An 18,886-nucleotide genomic window follows, 5' to 3' on the forward strand; every position below is an offset into this window, starting at 1 on the left:
AATTAATTTATAATAGTTACCTCATTAGGAGCTTTGATATCCGATACAATCTTGTTTCCTTGTCGTGTATGTTTCACCTCAATTACACCATATGGTGTTGGGAACGTCCCTTCTACCCATTCAAGATTTCCAAGATTAGGTTTAACGGTATATACTTTTCCGCCTGGTTCAGCGACTTTTACACCTAATACATGAGCAGATAACCATGCTGTAGGACCAGCTGCCCAACCATGTGCTAAACTATGGCGATGCCCTATATAACAATACGCACCGAAATCGCCATGAATATCTACTTTTCCTGGAGGGACAATTTCATCAATACGTGAAGCATTGGGAATCCAATCCATATTAAAGTCTTCCCAAAAAGTAGTAGCCCCTAAGTCCAACATTCCTCCCCAATAAGAAGATATGATATCCATTGCTTCTTGATACTTTCCTGCCTTAGCCATCGCTTCCAACATATAATAGCCATAGAAGGTAGAGAAATTCTTTGCACCACCTACTGCTAATACATCCTTAAATGCCTGTTGTGTATCCATCATATTTACCAGTGACAATAGTGCTGCTGCTTGCTTAGAATTATTGTGTGGAGGCACTATTTTTCGCATTGCAGCCACCGTTTGGTCGCATAATTTTTTGGATTCTACATCACCTAATACATTAAATAAAAAAGCAGCATCTTGTAATGACATCACTGTCATCGCTTGCAATCCTGCATGTACCGCTGCTTTATCTTCACTAGAAGGCCAATCTAAAAAGCGAGCGCCATCCATTTCTTCTTTCCCATCTTTGACTTTGGAAATAATCTGCTTCACAAGATCTTGGAGGTATGGAAGCTGTACTTTCAAGTATTCTTTATCCCCATAGTGCATGTACCAATCATAATGTAATATGATCCACCACATAGAATAACTACTATGTCCACACATCCATCCTGGCAATGGTGTTGCATCTCTCGCCAGGTCCAAACTCTTAGGTACTACTTCATTGTACCCAAAAACAGCATTCACCGTAGCCACCTCAGGATGAAGATCACCTACCCAGACCAAACGATCACGTTTGATGCCATCCCATAAATAATCTTGCATATTGACATGAACAGTATAAGCACCTACATCCCATATTTTATTGAGACGCTCGTCGTTACTTTTAAAAGATCCTAAGTAAGGTATATCTCTAAATGTAGCTACTGCACGCAATTCTCGGAGATGTAACTCCGCATTGGGCTCCAAAAAATCAATACGTACAAATCGGAATCCAGATTCACCAGATTGATTTTTACCAAGCCATGGTAATGGCATAATAAAATCGCGAACAGCATGATCATTGGTGGCACCTTTTTCACCGATATCCGACATTGCTTCACTTACTGATTCCCCAAAACGTATACGTACATTTTTAGGTAAATTATTACCAGCCCACATTCCCGTCACTACTTCAATGGAAGCATTCATTTGCTTACCAAAATCTACGAGAATACTGCTGGTTTCATTTCCATTATTTTTGAGGATAATGGAATGTGGATTATATAGATTGGCTTGGCCATTCCCTTGCTTTAGTAAATACTCTTCATGCGCAACATTTCCATCTTTCCATACAATACGGGTTGGATGAACATAAGCACGCGAAAGTGCACTAATTTGTTGGTATTGATCAGATAATTTTTTCTGTGCAAACACATTAGTTTGTGCTGCAGAAACAATAGCTATGAATAAAAATAATAGGCTTATAGGTTTCATAATTTGGTTATTGATTTTTAAAGATACCCATTCTAATTAATCCCACTATCCTGCACTATCCGTTTGTAGCACAGTTATGAAAGTTTTAAAACCAGTTTAATTAAAAATCTTATCTAATAAAAATTGTTTAATTTCTATTGCCTCATAATAGTTTTCCTTCAGGCCATTGCCAATCAATATGGGATAATATTGCTCATCAATATCTATGACACCATGTGACCCCTTAGGCAGATTAGCGTCCAAAGGCGTGATATCTAATAGCGCACGAATTCCCAATTTTCGAATTAACAATTTAAAAATAGCACGGGATTTGGATGTCATAAACATTTCGACAGGATCATAACCCGGTTTCTTATGAATATCCACCATACGTGCATAGTCAGGCGCCTTCGTATCATCTAACCAAAAGTAATAGGTAAACCAAGACGATTGATCTGCCAATACAACTAGATCACCTGCTCGATTGTGCTTAATACCGTAGTTTGTTTGTTCCTGTCTATCCAGTACCTTATCAATACCATGTATATCTAGCAATATTTTTCTGACACGATTGGTAATTTCTTCGGATTTGGTATAGATATGTGCTATTTGATGATCGGCAACTGCAAATGCAGCAGAAGCACCAGCATCAAGTAATTCCAGGCCTCGCTCCACGCGAATATCCAAAAGGCCTTCTTTTCGCAATATTCTATTAATATGAATAGGGTTATTAACTGGTGAAATACCATATTCAGACAAAAGAACAACCTCTACCCCGCGGCTTTCAAAAAAAACAACCAATCTCTTTACTAGTTCATCAATCTCCAGCAATTCTTTAGCGATGGTATCTAATGCAGGGCCAAATTTTTGCAGACAATAATCAAGATGAGGCAAGTAAATTAAATTTAGTGTTGGCTGATGTTGCTCTTCGACATACATAGCTGCATTAGCAATCCATTGTGAAGATTTAATATTGGCATTGGGCCCCCAAAAATTAAACAATGGAAATTCACCAAATTTGGCTGTCAATTGATCACGCAACTCATTAGGAAATGTGTAGCAATCAGGCTTCTTGCGACCGTCAGCTAGGTAGTTGGGTCGTGGTGTAGCAGAAAAGTCAGCATCATTATACATATTATACCACCAAAACATTTGGGCGCATGTAAAATTGGGATCTATTTTTTTTGCTGTCGTCCATATACTCTCTGCGCACACCAATTTATTAGATTGCTTCCAAAATTTTATTTCAGCATCTATATGATCATACCATCCATTGCCAACAATACCATGCACCGCGGGCAATTCACCTGTCAAATATGTGGTTTGTGCAGCTGTTGTGACAGCAGGTAGGATAGGTTTTATTTTTTGCAATTTATTGCGTTGAATAAATTGATTTATAAATGGAGTATGTACACCAATTACAGAAGAAGATAGTCCTACGACATCAATAACGGCAACTCTTTTCATGATTTAACTTCTATTTGATCTAATAACCACTGCAATTCTCTACTAATAGAAGATTCTATCGATGCTTGCAATGATTTGGGTAATACGCCCCAAGTATAGGTTTCTACTTCAATATGATTAGTTCTACTGTGCTTATTATGCAATGCTAATACCTCCAGAATATCTTGTTGTGTAGATGCTACCTCAGCATACTTCGCTAAAAAAATAGGCACATGAAAATGACTACGCCATTCTACATGTTGGGGGTTATCAATGTGAGGCAATGCTTGGGGCAGGTCTCGGTATTTGACTAAAGTTCCATCCTTTTTCCGTGCGATCACTTGATGCAAATAAATAGGTTCATCAAATTCTTTGAGGACTTCTTTTTTAGCTAATCTATCTACAGTATCCTCCAAGAGATCGACCTTTAGCGCAGAACTAATTTGAAATTTCCCTATTTTAATATTCAAATCTGCTAACTGATCCATCACATGAGCGTGTTCAGCATATGCTAATGCAAAGTGACACACATCATAACACAAGCATATATACCTATTTATTAATACCTTAACATCTTCCTTATTTAATCCTAATCGATCCTTAAAATAACCTTGAGCACTTGTCAGCAATTCTTCCTGATACCAATGAATAAATTCTGCTGCATTCTCTATCACACCGTCAGGTTCAGGCTCAATATCAAGGTGCATATATCTTCCTGTGTCATGCTCCTTCAGGTATAAATATTCAGCTACCTTCACTATATTCAGCGTAGCTGCTTGTTTCATATCTTGCCAAGCAGCGGTTCCCTCTTCAAACCAAAAACGATAACTAAGTGGTGAAGTTGAAATACCTCCTTCTTCATTTTGAGGGATTAATTGTGCTAATATATCGAACAGATTTAAGGTATAATTCAAACGCTCTCCAGTTGTCCAATCTGGGAAATGCACTTTGTCCTTTACTTCCTTAAGATGAAAATCCCCATAAGGAAATCCATTCATCGTGAATATGTAAACATTATTTTCCTGCAACCAAGATTTGAAAACAGCTAAGTTGTCCGGAATAATTAATGCCTGACTTGCTTGAGCAGACAATCTCAATCCGAGACCAAAAGATTGATCAGGACATATTTCTGCTTTTATTAATGGAACATAAGTTTGAAGTTCACGGAAATGATCATCCCAAGATTCACCGCCATGAATATTTGTACAATACGATAGGTGTGTATTAGCTATTTTCATGGATAAGGTTTGGAATTTGTTGATACTTTTTTAAAAAATCAATAGCTCTACGCACGAGCGCAGGATCTATTTCATGATAATCTTTACCTCTCCCCATCTCTTCAAGTAACACGACAGTAAGACGACCACCCAGATGCTCCTGAAATTCGATGAGCCCAGCTAATAATTTATCAAGATTATCTGCTGAAGATAGAATTTCATGATAAATTGGTAATCCTAATTCTTGCATTAGGTTAATCACTAGAAAGGCTTCCTCTTCCTTAATATTGCCAATAAAATGAGAATATAACACATCAATAGCCAAACCAATAGCTACCGCTTCGCCATGCAATAAACTAAAATCTGTAAGTTGTTCTAATTTATGTGCGCTCCAATGCCCAAAATCCAAAGGCCTAGAAGATCCGTATTCAAAAGGATCACCATTGCGGATATGTTCTAGATGCAAATCAGCACAACGGAATATCAATTCCTTCATATGGATTGAATCATGTTGACGTAGTGATACAGCATGATCACAAATCCAGTTAAAGAACGGAAGGTCTTTTATCAATGCCACTTTGATGGCCTCAGAAATCCCCGCCACCCAAGAGCGACTGTCCAAAGAGGATAATAGTGAAAAATCATTGAAAACGGCTACTGGGGGCGCAAATGTTCCTAAGAAATTTTTCTTTCCTTTATAATTAACACTATTTTTCACACCTACACCAGAATCATTTTGTGACAATACAGTGGTAGGAATTCGGATGTGGCGAATTCCTCTATGTGATACCGCTGCCGCAAACCCTACTAAATCCAAAACAGCTCCACCACCAAGGCCTATCACATACGAATGCCTATCAATACCATAGTCATCGATCACTTTAATAATGGAATCCAATACTTGCGTATCATTCTTACATCGCTCTCCACCGGCTATTATCAAAGGAGCTTTAGCTAATTGAACACAATCAATAGCATCAAAATAAGTTTGTATATCGTGCGACAAATAAGGATGCGTTTTCCAAACTGCATCATCCACTACAAGCAAAACCTTTTGTTTGAAATATAGATTACGATGTTCGTAAAGGAAATCCTTTAGCTCCGTATTGGTTAATTGAAACAATTTTTCAGTAAAAACAATGGGATAGGAATATGTAATGGCAAAGTTTTGAATGAGCGTATTTTCCATAATTATAGTTAAAATTAAGTTACTGAATATTTCTTTGCTAGTAAAATAGACAAGGGTAATGTAGCACAAATAAAAATCGCTATAAGCCAGAAACCAGCAATAGCAGCCCAGCTGGCATTCATTAAGATAAGTGCCAATACACCATATTTAACGGATTTTTTAACATCCCTAGGATCTAAGGATTTTAATGCTTTAAATAATGGTGAGAGGATCATAAACACAAACAAGAAGAGAAATAGCAAGGCGGCGTAATTTTTACTCAACACAGTAAAATATATAAAAGTAATAATCACTAACGAATAGATAACTAATGACACCAATATCGCTCGCTTATTATTGCCATACACTTCACCCCTACTGATATTAGTAACCGCAGCTATATACAATATGGGTACAATCGAAATGTACCACAATGATGGTACCGCAGATAAGACAGCCACGCCTAATAATAGGTTAAGACCGCGACAGCATCCCATCACTATAGGACCGAGAATAAAATGGTGCTTGGCCTTACCATTGTATAATAGACACATCAATACAATCGCTATAGCGATATAGAATGCATGTATATTGATGGCATATGCCAATAAACAGCCGAGCATAAAAGATATTCCGCCAAGGAATGAAGCAGATAATATAGATATCCGTCCCCTAGGAATCGGTCTTTCTGGCCGTTCTATACGATCTAATTTAGCATCAAACACATCATTGTATACAATACCTCCCATATATAGACACATGCTCGATAGACTCACACAAATCAGCGTTTGTATTGTTGGTAATGCTTCATGCGTAAAGAAACATGCTATTGCTACACCAGCAAGCACATCCGAAATAGCGGTAAGTACATTCGATGGCCTTATTAATTGTAACCAAGCTTTCATAATCGAAAATCAATTATGATATAATGATCGAAGACTTATCTATACGGGGCTGTTGCCCGCCTCTCAATATGGTATTACCTTCAAATTTGCTGGTTGGATCAGCTATCAAAGTTTGCTCTAAAGTAGCCAAATCAATATGCTTGTGAACAGCAAAAGCCTCTAATGCATTTGAATACGTTACTTTTTCGACATCAGTCAATGCCACACCACGTTGTAGCATCAATGAAGCGGTCTTTGGTACAGCCAAAGGATCAGAAATCCCCCAATCGGCAGCAGAATTCACCATTATCTTATCGGCGCCATATTGCTTCACAATATCTACCATTCTTTCATTTCCCATTTTTGTGAATGGATAAATCGTAAAACCAGCCCAAAAGCCTCTATCCAAGACATCTTTGACCGTTTCTTCAGAATTGTGATCAATGATTACCATACTCGGATCCAAACCATGCTCCAGTGCGATTTCCATACTACGTAGTGTTCCACGTGTTTTGTCGCGATGCGGGGTGTGTACCTGAACAGGAATATTTGCTTCTTTAGCTAATTCTAATTGTGCTCTATAGAATTTTTCTTCCAACGGAGTCTGATCGTCAAAACCTATTTCACCAATACCTAATACACCATCTTTATGGATAAAAAAAGGAAGCATTTCCATTACTTGGTCGGCAAGGGATTCGTTGTTCGCTTCACGCGAATTTAATCCAATCGTACAGAAATGTCGTATACCAAATTGCGCAGCTCTAAATCTCTCCCAACCAATCAGACTACTATAATAGTCTTGAAAGGTACTTAATCCGGTTCTCGGTTGGCCCACCCAAAATGCAGGTTCAATTACTAGCATTACGCCAGCATCAAACAATGCTTGATAGTCGTCTGTCGTACGCGACACCATATGAATATGTGGGTCGACAAATTTCAATCCTTTAATAATCTCAAAATCTAGGGGCATTGGTTTGCCCATCTTTGCTAAATCTCTGTTTAAATCTGTACACATAATTTTCCGTTCTTATAGGCATCCAATACTTCTTCCGAGAAAGGCATAATTTCTAATTTATTGGATAGGGATTCTAAATTGATACTAAGTTTTAGCTTATCATTATTAACGAGCATAACATGAAACAAAATAGATTGAACTATTCTATCCGTTGTCGTTTCCATACTTTCGCAAAGAATATTTAAGGCTCTTTCTGGTAGGCTATTTTTGGCTAATAACCATAAAATAGGATGAATATTGCGCTTCGCAGAATGCCTTTCATAAATATAATCAACTATTGATTCGGCTAAATGTTGATTGTTACGATCAAATAAACCATAGATATGAAGGACATTTTTTTGGGTAAAGAAGCTTTTTAATACTAACTGATTCCAAGCCGCTTGATCCAAATAATTAGCGGGGTATTTATTATCCAGCATAACTGCCTTCTGAACATTCTCTATATTATTTCTAATACCTTCAGCACAACGCGCTTGCCATTTCTCCGGGAATTCAAGAATATTTAAGGAAGCATATAATGCAGACAACTCTTCTATAGAACTATACACAAATAGGCGATCCACAAAAGCATAATAAATATCCGGATTATCCTCATTGATAGCATACACAAATAACACGCGAATAACCTGTGTTATTTCCCAATCGTTAATAATCAGATCATCGTCCTTAAACATAATAGTTTTTGCTCGAGTAGCTACACTTAAGTTTCGATTTAAGGTAGAAAATACAGGAACAAAATTAGTGGAATATGATGTATTGATCTTATCAAAACAATCTTGTAAATATTTGCTCTCATCTGCGGTGACAGCAGCAAGAACTTCATTTTTAATTTCTTGGTAGCGCATATTAAATAAAGAAATAATTGACCAGCATGCAAAAAACAACTATTAATAATCCAAAAAATTCCCTAGTTATTTCGATATATGGTTTATCTGCTTGCATAGAAGCTACAATACTTGGTGTATTATAATTTTTAACCCAATCGTACACGCCGTCTTTGATGAAGAACAAACGGATAGCATATGCGGCATAGCCTATCGAAATAAGTAGATAAAATATTGGAAGATGTATATCGAATATTGTAAGCCCACAGAGTAAGGAAGGTATCAAATATAATGGTACCCAAAGCCAACTGTCATTGTCATTCAAATTAAAATATGCGAATACAATAAATGCAATGCAAAAAATAATATTAAATAGATCTAAGTACATAATTTTTCATCGGTTTATATTGGTTCTTACACTAGATTAAGAACTTAAATTTATGAAAATACTTTCAAAAAACACCGTATTAGCACAAAAAAAGACCTCTATTGAGGTCTTTTATTAATAGGATAATTTTTATTACTTTATTTAATTTTCACAACCTCTGAATATATTGGTTGTTCCGACAAATTAGATCGTACACCTACACGTGCGAATAATGGACCATTAGTATTTATCTGATTCAAACTGGATAAATCTTCGGATAAAGAAACAGATAAATTTGGGTCTGTATATTCTTTACGCCAAATATTAATAGCATCATCCACAAAAGCTGTTTTATTCACTATTAACGAATAATATCTTACCGTAGCCGACTGTACAACCTTATTGATGGTAAAATTAGCGGAAATATTCTTATCCGCATTCAACGCAATCGCTACATTATCAATTGTAAAATAAGGTGTTACTTCGTAGTTCACTTCAGTATTCCCTTTGAGATTAATGATAACTGTATCTTGCGAAGCGTTGACCCATGGGCCATTGTTGCTACGTGCTACTAATTTGTATTGGCCATCAAATACTTTCGCTGAAAAGCTGCCGTCTTGCCCAACATAAACCGGAATATGATCTTTTAATTGGTAGCCATCTTGGTAAAGTTGAAGCTGTATAACTTCAGCGGTTCCACGAACGCCAATAGCCTTTCCGTTGTAGGTTACTTTACCACGTATAACAGAAGTCGGTTCATCATAATTATCTTTACCACAACCCACTAGCAACACGGACAAAAGTGTCGTAATAATTAATATTTTTTTCATAACTTTTATATTAAATTATTGAAAAGGATTTCTAACTATTTTAGGATTATTATTAATCCATCCTTGATCGATAAAATTGTAGTAATTTTTCATTTGGAAAAAACGAGCGTTTGGTGAATTCACAAACAACTGCTTATCAAATACCCATTTACCATTATTCGGGTTTCCGGGAGCTACAACTTTATAAGGAAACAAAGCATATTGCATAGCTTTAGGATTTTGGGAGATACCATCCCATACCGTATGTGCTAAGCGCCATCTTTTCAAATCCCAGTACCGGTGATCTTCAAAAGCGAATTCAACTCTTCTTTCCTGCACAATGTCACTCAATGTCATTGTTATCAGATCATTTAAACCAGCTCTATTACGAACTTTATTAATATGCTCTAATGCCTTCGTTAGATTTGATAATTCTAATGCTGCTTCACTCGCTATCAAATAAGCTTCAGCAATCCTAAATCGTGGAAACCACATTGCACTATTCTTACCCCTAGTTGAAGCTCCAGCATTTTCATCTAAAAATTTACGAAAGAAAAAACCTGTTTTATTTACATACTGAACATTTGATGTGACAGGACCATTGGCAGAAGTTATTAAATTATTATCATCATCTACTTTACCTAAGTCACTGATATTATTGACCCAATTCCCATTCTGAAGAATCTTTTGTCCAGCTTGTAATACGACAGGATTTCCTTTAAAATCTGCTCCTGGAAGGATTACAGATCCAGCTAATCTAGCGTCTTTATTATTGAAAATATCTAATGGATTATCATAAAAAACATAATTATCATTTGCATCCTTCGTTTTTAAAGAACCATCACGATTATTAATATATTCAAAATCTTCAACTAAATTTAAGATCGGTCCAGCATACGCTCTATCAATATCTTCGGCATGAGAAGGAGGAATATTTTCTCTTGTAAAACCAACTGTCTGCCCAGGATAGATATAATCCCTAGCCCAAATAACCTCCGCATTATTTTCTTTGAAGTTGATAGCTTCATAAAAATTACGACTAAGATCATCGCTTTTCTTGATAGCAATAGAATATTTACCACTTGCTATCACTTGTTCAGCAGCATTCAATGCAATTTCATAAAAACGCTGTGCTTCAGAAGCAGGAATTCCAACCTCACCATTATCCGTTTTTATGGGAGTCGTCATTTTATTGTTATAATTAGCTAAAGATCCCGCATAAATTGCAGCCCTAGCTTTCAACATTAACGCGCCCCATTTATTTATTCTGCTGGCATTTATGGTTGGTTCTACACTTAGATATCCGTTAATCTCATCTATCTCACTAATGATATAGTCATAGATACCTACTTCCGTAGACCGAGGTATTTGAAGAGCCGTTATATCATCCCCTGGTGAATACGAAAAGACGTCGTCACCAACAATAGGCATTCCCCCCATACTACGTGCCATATTAAAATATATCCATGCTCTAAGAAATCTAGCTTCCGCTTCGTAACTAAGCTTCTTTTCAGCACTTAAAATTTCTGTAGTTCTTAATCCTACTAGAAATTCATTAATATGCCTAATCAATGTATAGTCATATACCCTAAATAAGGCATCACCATAACTATTGATATTATCAGGTCCACCATCCGACTTGCCTGCTTCATCCAGGATAGTATAATTATAAGAACTTGTTGTATTTTGCCCCCAATGTACGCGTCCATAATAATTAGCGAGTACGGATTTAATCATAATCTCATCTCCAAAGATTTGATCATTATTCAAAATTTTATCAGGTTCTTGATCAAGTAAGTCGTTACAACTTGTGAATAAACCACAAACTAACGTGAACAATATCAATTTTCTATTAAATAACTTTTTCATATTTACAATTTTAGAAATCAAACAACATCACTAAAAAGTTAATTTTAAACCAAAATTAAAGATTCTGGTAGTTGGATAAACCAAACCATTTTCCGATTGAATTTCAGGATCAATTCCCTTCACATTGGTGAATGTCAATAAATTTTGCCCAGAAAAAGAGACTCTAGCCCGTTTAATACTGATCTTAGATAAAATATTCTCAGGCAATGAATAGCCAAATTCTAAATTCCTTAGTTTTAGATATTTAACATTATACTTCCAAAAATCACTATTCCAATAATTACTGTGGTTGGAATTTCCGATCAACAACATAGGGTATTTACCAGGGATCAATTCGCTATTTGGATCATGTATATCCGATAAACTCCAGCTGTCCTCCATATAATATTGCGCATTGTTACCTCCGTCATGGAAAGGCATTCTTTGTTCCCAGTTTTGATACCAAGAATTCAGTCCTCCCCCCGTCAAATCGAAAGCTAGATCGAAGTTTTTATAGGTAAAAGCAAAGTTTAATCCGAAGTTTAAAATCGGTGTAGCATCCTGACGATAACCAATCGGGCGTTCATCAAGCCCATTTATAACACCATCTCCATTTTGATCCACATATTTAATATCCCCCGGGCGTAGTGTACGATTCCCTTGACGATCATTATCAACTTGCCAATTAGCAATTTCATCCCAAGATTGGAATTGCCCATCACTTTCTAAACCCCAATTAATATAACCGAATCGCTCATTGATAGAGTTCCTATACACATTCCAAGAATTACTAAATCTAGGTTTGTATTGATTCCAATCATAAAATCTAGCATAAGTAACATTAGCACCAATGCTATATCCTAATTCCCCTGCTTTATCGGACCATCTAATCATTGCATCAATACCCTTGTGTACGTCGGAGTTCAAATTCTCTGCAGGCAATCCAAATCCAACTTCAGATGGCAATAATATATCATAACGTGAAGCTGGTAATCCATTTCTAATACGTCTGAAGTAATCAAAACTACCCGTCAACTTGGAATTTAATAAAGCAAAGTCAAATCCAACATCAAAGATCTTAGCTCTAATCCAAGATAAAGTTTTAACCGGAAGACCTCTGGGCTGAGAACCTAATACATATTTGCCATCGATTACCGAACCACCAGATTTATAATTATAACCCGACAAATAATCAAAAGCAGCATATCCACCAACGTTATCATCCCCCAATAAACCATATGAAGCTCTCAGTTTAAAGTCATTTATTTTGCTTAAGAAACTATTTTCTTTCCAGAAATTTTCTGCGGAAGCACGCCAGCCAGCAGATGCAGAAGGGAAAAATCCCCATCGCTGTCCTGGAGGGAATTTCCAAGAACCATCGTATCTACCTGATAATTCGATTAAATATTTACTCTCGAAGTCATAATTTACACGGGCAATATAGCCTATTCTTCCTTGCGTTCTATTCCCATCATCAGTATACGTATCCATTGTCTCATAATCAATCAGTGTCAATGAATTTGCAGTAGGGATAGAGTGAACCCAAGTAGTAGGCTCATCGCGTTTTATCGTTTCAAAACCACCAATTACATTCAGATTATGTTTCTCATTAAATAACTTATTATATGATAATTGGAAATTAGAAGTCATCTCTTCGATATGCCCCATTCTTCTTTCACGCCAAGGATTATTATTTTCAAAAATCACAGGATACGTGTCATTAGCCTCGTTATAACCATACAATTTATAAGTAAACTCATGATTATCTAAGCGTTGATTAGCATAATAATAACCAACCAAAGCGCGCGCCTTTAATCCTTCAATAATATCATACTCAGCATTAAAATTTAACTGACCCACACGCCATGTGTCTGTATATTTTCCTGACAAATCATAATTAAGCCAAGCAAAGTTTGTCCCCGGATCTGTCGAAGTTAGTGTAGGATAATTGGGATTATCATTCGCGAAAGGACGAACAGTAGGTAGATTACGATAGGTTGCAAAAATAGGCAACCAATAGTCATCAACACCTGGAACACCAGGGTTAGTACGATTTTCAATTCTACCATTGAGTGAGGCACCGACTTTCAATTTTTTAGAAATCTGCGATTCAATATTCATTTGAACATTAGTTCGCTTAAAACCACCATAATTCACAATCATGGATTCTTGGTTCATTTGTCCTGCACTAAAATAATAGTTGATATTTTCGGATCCGCCTGAAGCATTTACCGAATAATATTGTTGTGGTGCAGTATGCCATATATAATCATGCCAGTCAAAAGGCATATATCCTTTTTCCGTTCCTGCCGTCCATTTATCAAGATCTTCTTGAGTATATCTCTTATTAGCTACATTTTGAACAGTTTGGGACTGAATATATTTTTCTACATAAGTGGAAGCATTCGCAGCTTTAGGAAAAGAAGATAAATTTTGAAGACCATAATTTCCAACAAAATTCACTTCATTAGCAGAATTTCGTTTACCCTTTTTTGTGGTAACAACAATAACACCATTTGCCGCTCGTACACCATAAATTGCGGCTGATGCATCTTTCAATACTGAAATATTTTCAATATCATTAAAATCCAAATTATTGAATTGGCCAGCATCCTTTTGTACCCCATCGATTACATACAATGGATTGCCCATATTACGGATATTCAAGGCAGTACTAGCACCAGGACGACCATCTGTTTGTCTAGAGTTTAGACCTGGTATTTTTCCTACCAAAGCCCCAGATGTGGTCGAAGAATTAGAGCGGGAAATATCGTTAGAGGATATAGTAGATATGGCAGATGTTAGCGATTCCTTTTTCTGCGATAAACCAAAACCCGTCACGACGACCTCGTCAATACTTGTGGGGTCACTCGAAATCAAGGATACTACAATATTTTTACTATTGGCATTAAATTTAACTTCTTGCGTTAGATATCCACTGCTACTAACGACTAACGTTCCTTCATTTTGAGAAACAGAAAGAGAAAAAGTACCTTCATTATTCGTTGAAGTTCCAATATTACTACCTTTAATTAATACAGAAGCACCAATTATAGGCTCGTTACTGCTGTTTTTAACCAGTCCATCAATTTGATTATTCTGTGCATTTGCTGAGTTTATAATACAAAAACTCAATATCATAAATAGAAAACTAAGATAGCTCTCCCTTAGATTACGTACACTAGGCAGAGACGTAATCTGGTGAAAAAATTTATTCATAATTATAAATTCTATTGGTTAGTATAGGTAATATTTTTTCAGGAAAATATATTAAAAAACCATAAATGCTGTTTTTACTAAAAACCAAGCATTGCACTTTATGTGATTTCTATAGGTTTATACCCTCCTTTCCGATTGAAGTAAAATATTAATAGAATAAAAAATATAAATAGACCTACAGGAAGTATAGAAACAGTAGAAAGCGCTGATTTCTTAGCTTGATTTTCTACTTCACTAACCACCTGTTTAGTTGACGCATCCTGATCATTAATAGTTGAATAATCAATGGATTGATATTCCCCAAAAATGCTTGTTTTGGTTTCTGTAACTAACTTTTCATGGTATTGCGTATGATTAGCTTTATCATAAGCGATAAGCTGTTTATCAATATTACTATCCTGAATATATCCTAAAAATACTGCTCCAATAATACCTACACCTAACTGACCAACAGCACTAGTGATATTCAGTGCTAGAGCTCCACCTTTTGGAAATCTTTCAGAAACCACACCTAACATGGTGCCCCAAAGGAAGGTCTTACCTAATGCATATAATACAGCTGCCAATAATATATAAATACCCGAAGAAATGGATAATAATTGTAATCCTACAGCAGCAATTAGCGCACTAACAGCAAGTAAAGACAGTGGTGTAAAAATCTTCATTACTGCACCAGAATACATGCGTAGGATCCCCATAATAACGGCCGAAAATACTAATACCCATCCACCTTGAAATCCCATTTTCCCCATCTCGGGTGTCATCAAGTCCGTAATCCAACTATCTGTACCCAGCTCCATTGTTGCTAATGGTACCATCGCTAAGAGTAATAAAACAAATAACCCTTTGCCCCAAGCACGCACGTAGAATCCAAATACGGCAACAATGATAATTATTAAGACACAATTGACTTGGTAAGTCCAATCAAACAAATTACCCAATTCAAAAATGCATAAAGAAACAATAATCAATGCCCCTAATACGCCAACCTCTTTGAGCATCTCTAGATAACCGACACCTGCTTTAACACGCTCATTTACCGGGAAAGTTTGCTTTATAATCAATGCGCCGTAAGCAACTGCTGGTATTAAGATAAAACCAATAATAATTCGCCAATTGATTTCAAGTGCAATCAAACCAATACCTAATAATCCAGATATAGCTATACCGATTGGCCATCCAGCGTGAAGGATATTAAGCCATTTTGTTTTTTCTTTAGGATATAAACTGGCAACTACGGGGTTAATTACTGCTTCTGCTGCACCATTCCCTAAAGCGAAGAAAAAAGTACCGACATAAAGCATCCAATATCCAGTGGCAAAAATGGTTAATCCTATAGAAAGCAAATGACATAAAAAAGCAAAAATCATTGACTTTTTGTATCCAATTTTATCAATAATTAAACTAAAGCCAACGATACTTAATGCAAATGGCCAAAAACTTACCCCAAATATTTCACCCTGTTGTGTTTTACTGAGGTCAAACATCATTGCCCAAGTAGGCATTAAAAATGCTCGAAATACAAAGCCAAAAGCTGAAGCAACGAGAACAATAAAACATCCCCAGAAGAGACTACTCTTTACATTATCATTTGTATTGGTTATTTGTTGATTTGCACTCATAATTAGTGTTGGTTATAATAATTGGTTATTGTTGAAAAATCTTTTTAAAAAATGTAGCACCTTCACTAGCTAATATATCGGCGCTTTCGGCTAATGGCCTCCAAATACTAGCTGCACGCGCTAATTCTTTTGAAGGAGATCCAAATGTTTCTAAAACTATGCTCCCTTTATACCCGATCTGTACAAGCGCATCACGTATACCGATCCAGTTTACATGCCCAGTACCGGGTGTGCCACGATCATTTTCATTGCCTTGCACGTGTGCCAATTTATCACCAAGCATAAGGATTGAGTTAACTACGTTTTTCTCTTCAATATTTGTATGAAAGGTGTCTAATAGTATTTTTAGATGTGGATGATCTATCTCATTGATTAAGGCTAGTGCCTGCTCAATGGTATTTATCATATCTGTTTCAAAACGATTCAGAGGCTCCAAAGCCAATACTACCCCCATCTCTTGAGCATAATTAGTAGCTTCAAATAAATTTTCTATACAATACTGACGTTCTAGTTGCTTTTGTTCCTTAGATACAAGTCTAGTTTTTCCGACCGCTGAATACAATGGACCTCCAAAAACAGGACTTTCTAGCTCATTAGCGATCCTTATACAATCTTTAATGTAAGAAAGTCCTATTTTGCGATAAGCCAAATTATCGCTTGAAATATCTCTTTCTGGTCCAAATGCACCACTAACACTTAACTCTAAACCAATCTCTCGAGCTACGTTTTTTACTTTCTTAAGATCAATTAGCGCAGCGTCTTCCACGGCAATTTCGAATAGATCATATCCATACTCTTTAGCTTTATAAAGAATGTCGATATTATTAGTATTAAAGGGTGATACCCATACAAAAGAGCTTATTCCTATTTTCATCATCTATTATTCAAATGATGGTATTTCTATACGCACTCCACCTTTCATTGCAGACTCATGTGCACAAATACCTGCACAGGTATAATTTGCAGCAACAACAGCATCTACCGCGGAATCTCTACCTTCCACGATAGCACTTACAAATTCTTGCACTAAATGTGGGTGTGAACCTCCGTGACCTGCACCTTGCAAAAATGAAACGTGATTTGGATCGTCGATACGTTCTCTTTTGGTAAAATCTGCTATTTCAGGAATCAACATATCATCCGTATCTGGAGCTTCCATACGCACTGCATTTTCTCCGCCATCAAATATTACATGTTGCTCATCTTGCAATTGCTCCCATTCAAAAGACATTTTATCTCCGTATACGTCATAGCTTTCACGATACTGTCTAACGACATCAAACAATGAACGTGTAGCTTCTGCTACGACATTAGAATTTTTCAATTTAAATGTTGCAGTTTCAACGGCAAAAGGAGAGTTATAACGTTTTGCTAAGTCCTCAGACAATTGACCAGAACCATGGCACACAACAGATTCAGCGATAGTATTATTAATGCGTAACAATGGGGAAATAGCATGTGTACCGTTTAACATAGGCGGATAACCTTTCCAATAATCTGCCCATCCATCCATACTCATATCTTGAATATGAGATCCTCTCACAAATTGAATTCTTCCCAATTTCCCTGTTTCAGCCAATTTCAATCCGTATAAAAATTCTCTTGTATACAATGCTGTTTCCATCATCATATATACTTTATTAGCCTTTTTCTTTGCTTCCACAATAGCTTTACAATCTTCAACAGTCATTGCCATAGGAATCGTACATGCCGTATGTTTATTCGCATTAAGTGATGCTAGGGTCATTTTAGCGTGCTCAGGCACAGGTGTTACGACATGGATAGCATCAACATCATCTCGTTTGACAACTTCATCAAAATCAGTAAATAATAAATCATCATCAAGGTTAAACTTCTCTTTTAACTCTTTTAAAGTTTCTGGATTTCTAGTACAAATACCTACAGATTTAATATTTGGATGCTTTTGATAGATAGGGATAAATTCTTTTCCAAAACCCATTCCGACGATAACGACAGTGATTTTTTTCATGTTTAATTTAATGTATGTGAATAATTATAAGTTTAAAGCCCAATTGACCGAATTGGTTAATAGTTTACGATAATCTGTATTAAGGTGACTATTTTCATCATGTCCTAATGTAATACCGACTATACGTGATACATTGTGATTAACAGTATATACCACCGGATATACTTTCCCTGTCTCAAGAGATAAGCCTACTACTAACACATTAATCCCGAGCCCCGCTGGATGCGGCTCATGACGATATAATTCATCTTTAAAAATAAAGGACTCGGATACGCCTTTTGTAATTGGATTTGAAGTATTAATGACAATATTCTTAAACTCTTGGAAAGTTTCATGGCTTTTACTACCTCCTCCTACATATGCTAAATTATATTTTGGCCAGTCATTCCAATTGTACCATACCGCAGCATGTAGTAATATTAATGGTTTTCCTTGCGCAACAAATTTTTCAATTGCTTGTTGTGAAGTCAGAGGGATAGGTTGATTATTCGTCAATACCAACAAGTCCATATTCTTAAGGTAATACCGAATAGAATCCGTATTGTCAGTATAGATTGCGTGTACACCCGGTATAGAGTTTATCAATTTGGTATCTTCATTTTTGTACCAACGATTAAAATCATGCGAAGAACCTCCACCTACAACAAGTACGTTTTTCTTCTTTTGAGCATAAACAGTTGCTGCCCCCGAAGCAACTGTCCCAATTAGGCTAACTAGAAAAGCTAGCGTGATATTTAAAATTCTATTTCTCATAATAAA

At 36.3% G+C, this 18,886-nt stretch carries 15 protein-coding genes; all 15 read right to left on the minus strand.

Annotated elements, in window-relative coordinates:
- Window positions 1-2: 2 nt before the first annotated feature.
- Window positions 3-1,739, minus strand: a complete 1,737-nt coding sequence (locus tag IP023_RS06015) for an alpha-L-rhamnosidase-related protein (protein ID WP_241789357.1) — start codon at window positions 1,737-1,739, stop codon at window positions 3-5.
- Between the two features lie 96 nt (window positions 1,740-1,835).
- Complete coding sequence (locus IP023_RS06020) at window positions 1,836-3,185, minus strand: alkaline phosphatase family protein (protein ID WP_241789358.1); 1,350 nt, start codon at window positions 3,183-3,185, stop codon at window positions 1,836-1,838.
- Window positions 3,182-4,402 carry a metabolite traffic protein EboE gene (gene eboE, locus IP023_RS06025; RefSeq protein ID WP_241789359.1) on the minus strand — a complete coding sequence of 407 codons (1,221 nt, stop codon included), beginning with the start codon at window positions 4,400-4,402 and terminating at the stop codon, window positions 3,182-3,184. Before eboE ends, IP023_RS06020 begins: the two co-directional genes overlap by 4 nt.
- Window positions 4,389-5,570, minus strand: a complete 1,182-nt coding sequence (locus IP023_RS06030) for a 3-dehydroquinate synthase (protein ID WP_241789360.1) — start codon at window positions 5,568-5,570, stop codon at window positions 4,389-4,391. Before IP023_RS06030 ends, eboE begins: the two co-directional genes overlap by 14 nt.
- Before the next feature lie 14 nt (window positions 5,571-5,584).
- Window positions 5,585-6,454, minus strand: coding sequence for a UbiA-like protein EboC (gene eboC, locus IP023_RS06035; RefSeq protein WP_241789361.1), 870 nt, complete (start codon window positions 6,452-6,454; stop codon window positions 5,585-5,587).
- A 13-nt stretch (window positions 6,455-6,467) separates the two neighbouring features.
- On the minus strand, window positions 6,468-7,448 hold the full coding sequence (locus IP023_RS06040) for a TatD family hydrolase (RefSeq protein WP_241789362.1): 981 nt from the start codon (window positions 7,446-7,448) through the stop codon (window positions 6,468-6,470).
- The gene (locus tag IP023_RS06045; RefSeq protein WP_241789363.1) at window positions 7,433-8,293 is read right to left on the minus strand and encodes an EboA domain-containing protein; all 861 of its coding nucleotides are present in this window, start codon (window positions 8,291-8,293) and stop codon (window positions 7,433-7,435) included. The genes IP023_RS06040 and IP023_RS06045 overlap by 16 nt, the downstream gene beginning before the upstream one ends.
- Before the next feature lies 1 nt (window position 8,294).
- The gene (locus IP023_RS06050) at window positions 8,295-8,660 is read right to left on the minus strand and encodes a transmembrane 220 family protein (protein WP_241789364.1); all 366 of its coding nucleotides are present in this window, start codon (window positions 8,658-8,660) and stop codon (window positions 8,295-8,297) included.
- A gap of 137 nt (window positions 8,661-8,797) precedes the next feature.
- Window positions 8,798-9,469 (minus strand): DUF3823 domain-containing protein, encoded by a 672-nt coding sequence (locus tag IP023_RS06055; RefSeq protein ID WP_241789365.1) that lies wholly within the window; start codon window positions 9,467-9,469, stop codon window positions 8,798-8,800.
- A 15-nt stretch (window positions 9,470-9,484) separates the two neighbouring features.
- On the minus strand, window positions 9,485-11,317 hold the full coding sequence (locus IP023_RS06060; RefSeq protein ID WP_241789366.1) for a RagB/SusD family nutrient uptake outer membrane protein: 1,833 nt from the start codon (window positions 11,315-11,317) through the stop codon (window positions 9,485-9,487).
- A 30-nt stretch (window positions 11,318-11,347) separates the two neighbouring features.
- Entirely contained in the window at window positions 11,348-14,515 is a 3,168-nt protein-coding gene (locus IP023_RS06065; RefSeq protein ID WP_241789367.1) for a SusC/RagA family TonB-linked outer membrane protein, read from the minus strand.
- A gap of 98 nt (window positions 14,516-14,613) precedes the next feature.
- Window positions 14,614-16,137 carry an MFS transporter gene (locus IP023_RS06070; RefSeq protein ID WP_241789368.1) on the minus strand — a complete coding sequence of 508 codons (1,524 nt, stop codon included), beginning with the start codon at window positions 16,135-16,137 and terminating at the stop codon, window positions 14,614-14,616.
- A 25-nt stretch (window positions 16,138-16,162) separates the two neighbouring features.
- Entirely contained in the window at window positions 16,163-17,014 is an 852-nt protein-coding gene (locus IP023_RS06075; protein WP_241789369.1) for a sugar phosphate isomerase/epimerase family protein, read from the minus strand.
- Between the two features lie 3 nt (window positions 17,015-17,017).
- Window positions 17,018-18,127 carry a Gfo/Idh/MocA family protein gene (locus IP023_RS06080; protein WP_241789370.1) on the minus strand — a complete coding sequence of 370 codons (1,110 nt, stop codon included), beginning with the start codon at window positions 18,125-18,127 and terminating at the stop codon, window positions 17,018-17,020.
- Window positions 18,128-18,151: 24 nt separating this feature from the next.
- Window positions 18,152-18,880 (minus strand): ThuA domain-containing protein, encoded by a 729-nt coding sequence (locus tag IP023_RS06085; RefSeq protein WP_241789371.1) that lies wholly within the window; start codon window positions 18,878-18,880, stop codon window positions 18,152-18,154.
- Window positions 18,881-18,886: the final 6 nt, after the last annotated feature.

This window comes from Sphingobacterium rhinopitheci (assembly GCF_022627575.1).
GTDB classification, from domain to species: Bacteria; Bacteroidota; Bacteroidia; order Sphingobacteriales; family Sphingobacteriaceae; genus Sphingobacterium; species Sphingobacterium rhinopitheci.

Bases quoted from the DNA above. Each gene is read 5' to 3' on its own strand.
- IP023_RS06015 (WP_241789357.1), bottom strand. From the start codon at position 1,739: ATGAAACCTATAAGCCTATTATTTTTATTCATAGCTATTGTTTCTGCA.
- IP023_RS06020 (WP_241789358.1), bottom strand. From the start codon at position 3,185: ATGAAAAGAGTTGCCGTTATTGATGTCGTAGGACTATCTTCTTCTGTA.
- eboE (WP_241789359.1), bottom strand. From the start codon at position 4,402: ATGAAAATAGCTAATACACACCTATCGTATTGTACAAATATTCATGGC.
- IP023_RS06030 (WP_241789360.1), bottom strand. From the start codon at position 5,570: ATGGAAAATACGCTCATTCAAAACTTTGCCATTACATATTCCTATCCC.
- eboC (WP_241789361.1), bottom strand. From the start codon at position 6,454: ATGAAAGCTTGGTTACAATTAATAAGGCCATCGAATGTACTTACCGCT.
- IP023_RS06040 (WP_241789362.1), bottom strand. From the start codon at position 7,448: ATGTGTACAGATTTAAACAGAGATTTAGCAAAGATGGGCAAACCAATG.
- IP023_RS06045 (WP_241789363.1), bottom strand. From the start codon at position 8,293: ATGCGCTACCAAGAAATTAAAAATGAAGTTCTTGCTGCTGTCACCGCA.
- IP023_RS06050 (WP_241789364.1), bottom strand. From the start codon at position 8,660: ATGTACTTAGATCTATTTAATATTATTTTTTGCATTGCATTTATTGTA.
- IP023_RS06055 (WP_241789365.1), bottom strand. From the start codon at position 9,469: ATGAAAAAAATATTAATTATTACGACACTTTTGTCCGTGTTGCTAGTG.
- IP023_RS06060 (WP_241789366.1), bottom strand. From the start codon at position 11,317: ATGAAAAAGTTATTTAATAGAAAATTGATATTGTTCACGTTAGTTTGT.
- IP023_RS06065 (WP_241789367.1), bottom strand. From the start codon at position 14,515: ATGAATAAATTTTTTCACCAGATTACGTCTCTGCCTAGTGTACGTAAT.
- IP023_RS06070 (WP_241789368.1), bottom strand. From the start codon at position 16,137: ATGAGTGCAAATCAACAAATAACCAATACAAATGATAATGTAAAGAGT.
- IP023_RS06075 (WP_241789369.1), bottom strand. From the start codon at position 17,014: ATGATGAAAATAGGAATAAGCTCTTTTGTATGGGTATCACCCTTTAAT.
- IP023_RS06080 (WP_241789370.1), bottom strand. From the start codon at position 18,127: ATGAAAAAAATCACTGTCGTTATCGTCGGAATGGGTTTTGGAAAAGAA.
- IP023_RS06085 (WP_241789371.1), bottom strand. From the start codon at position 18,880: ATGAGAAATAGAATTTTAAATATCACGCTAGCTTTTCTAGTTAGCCTA.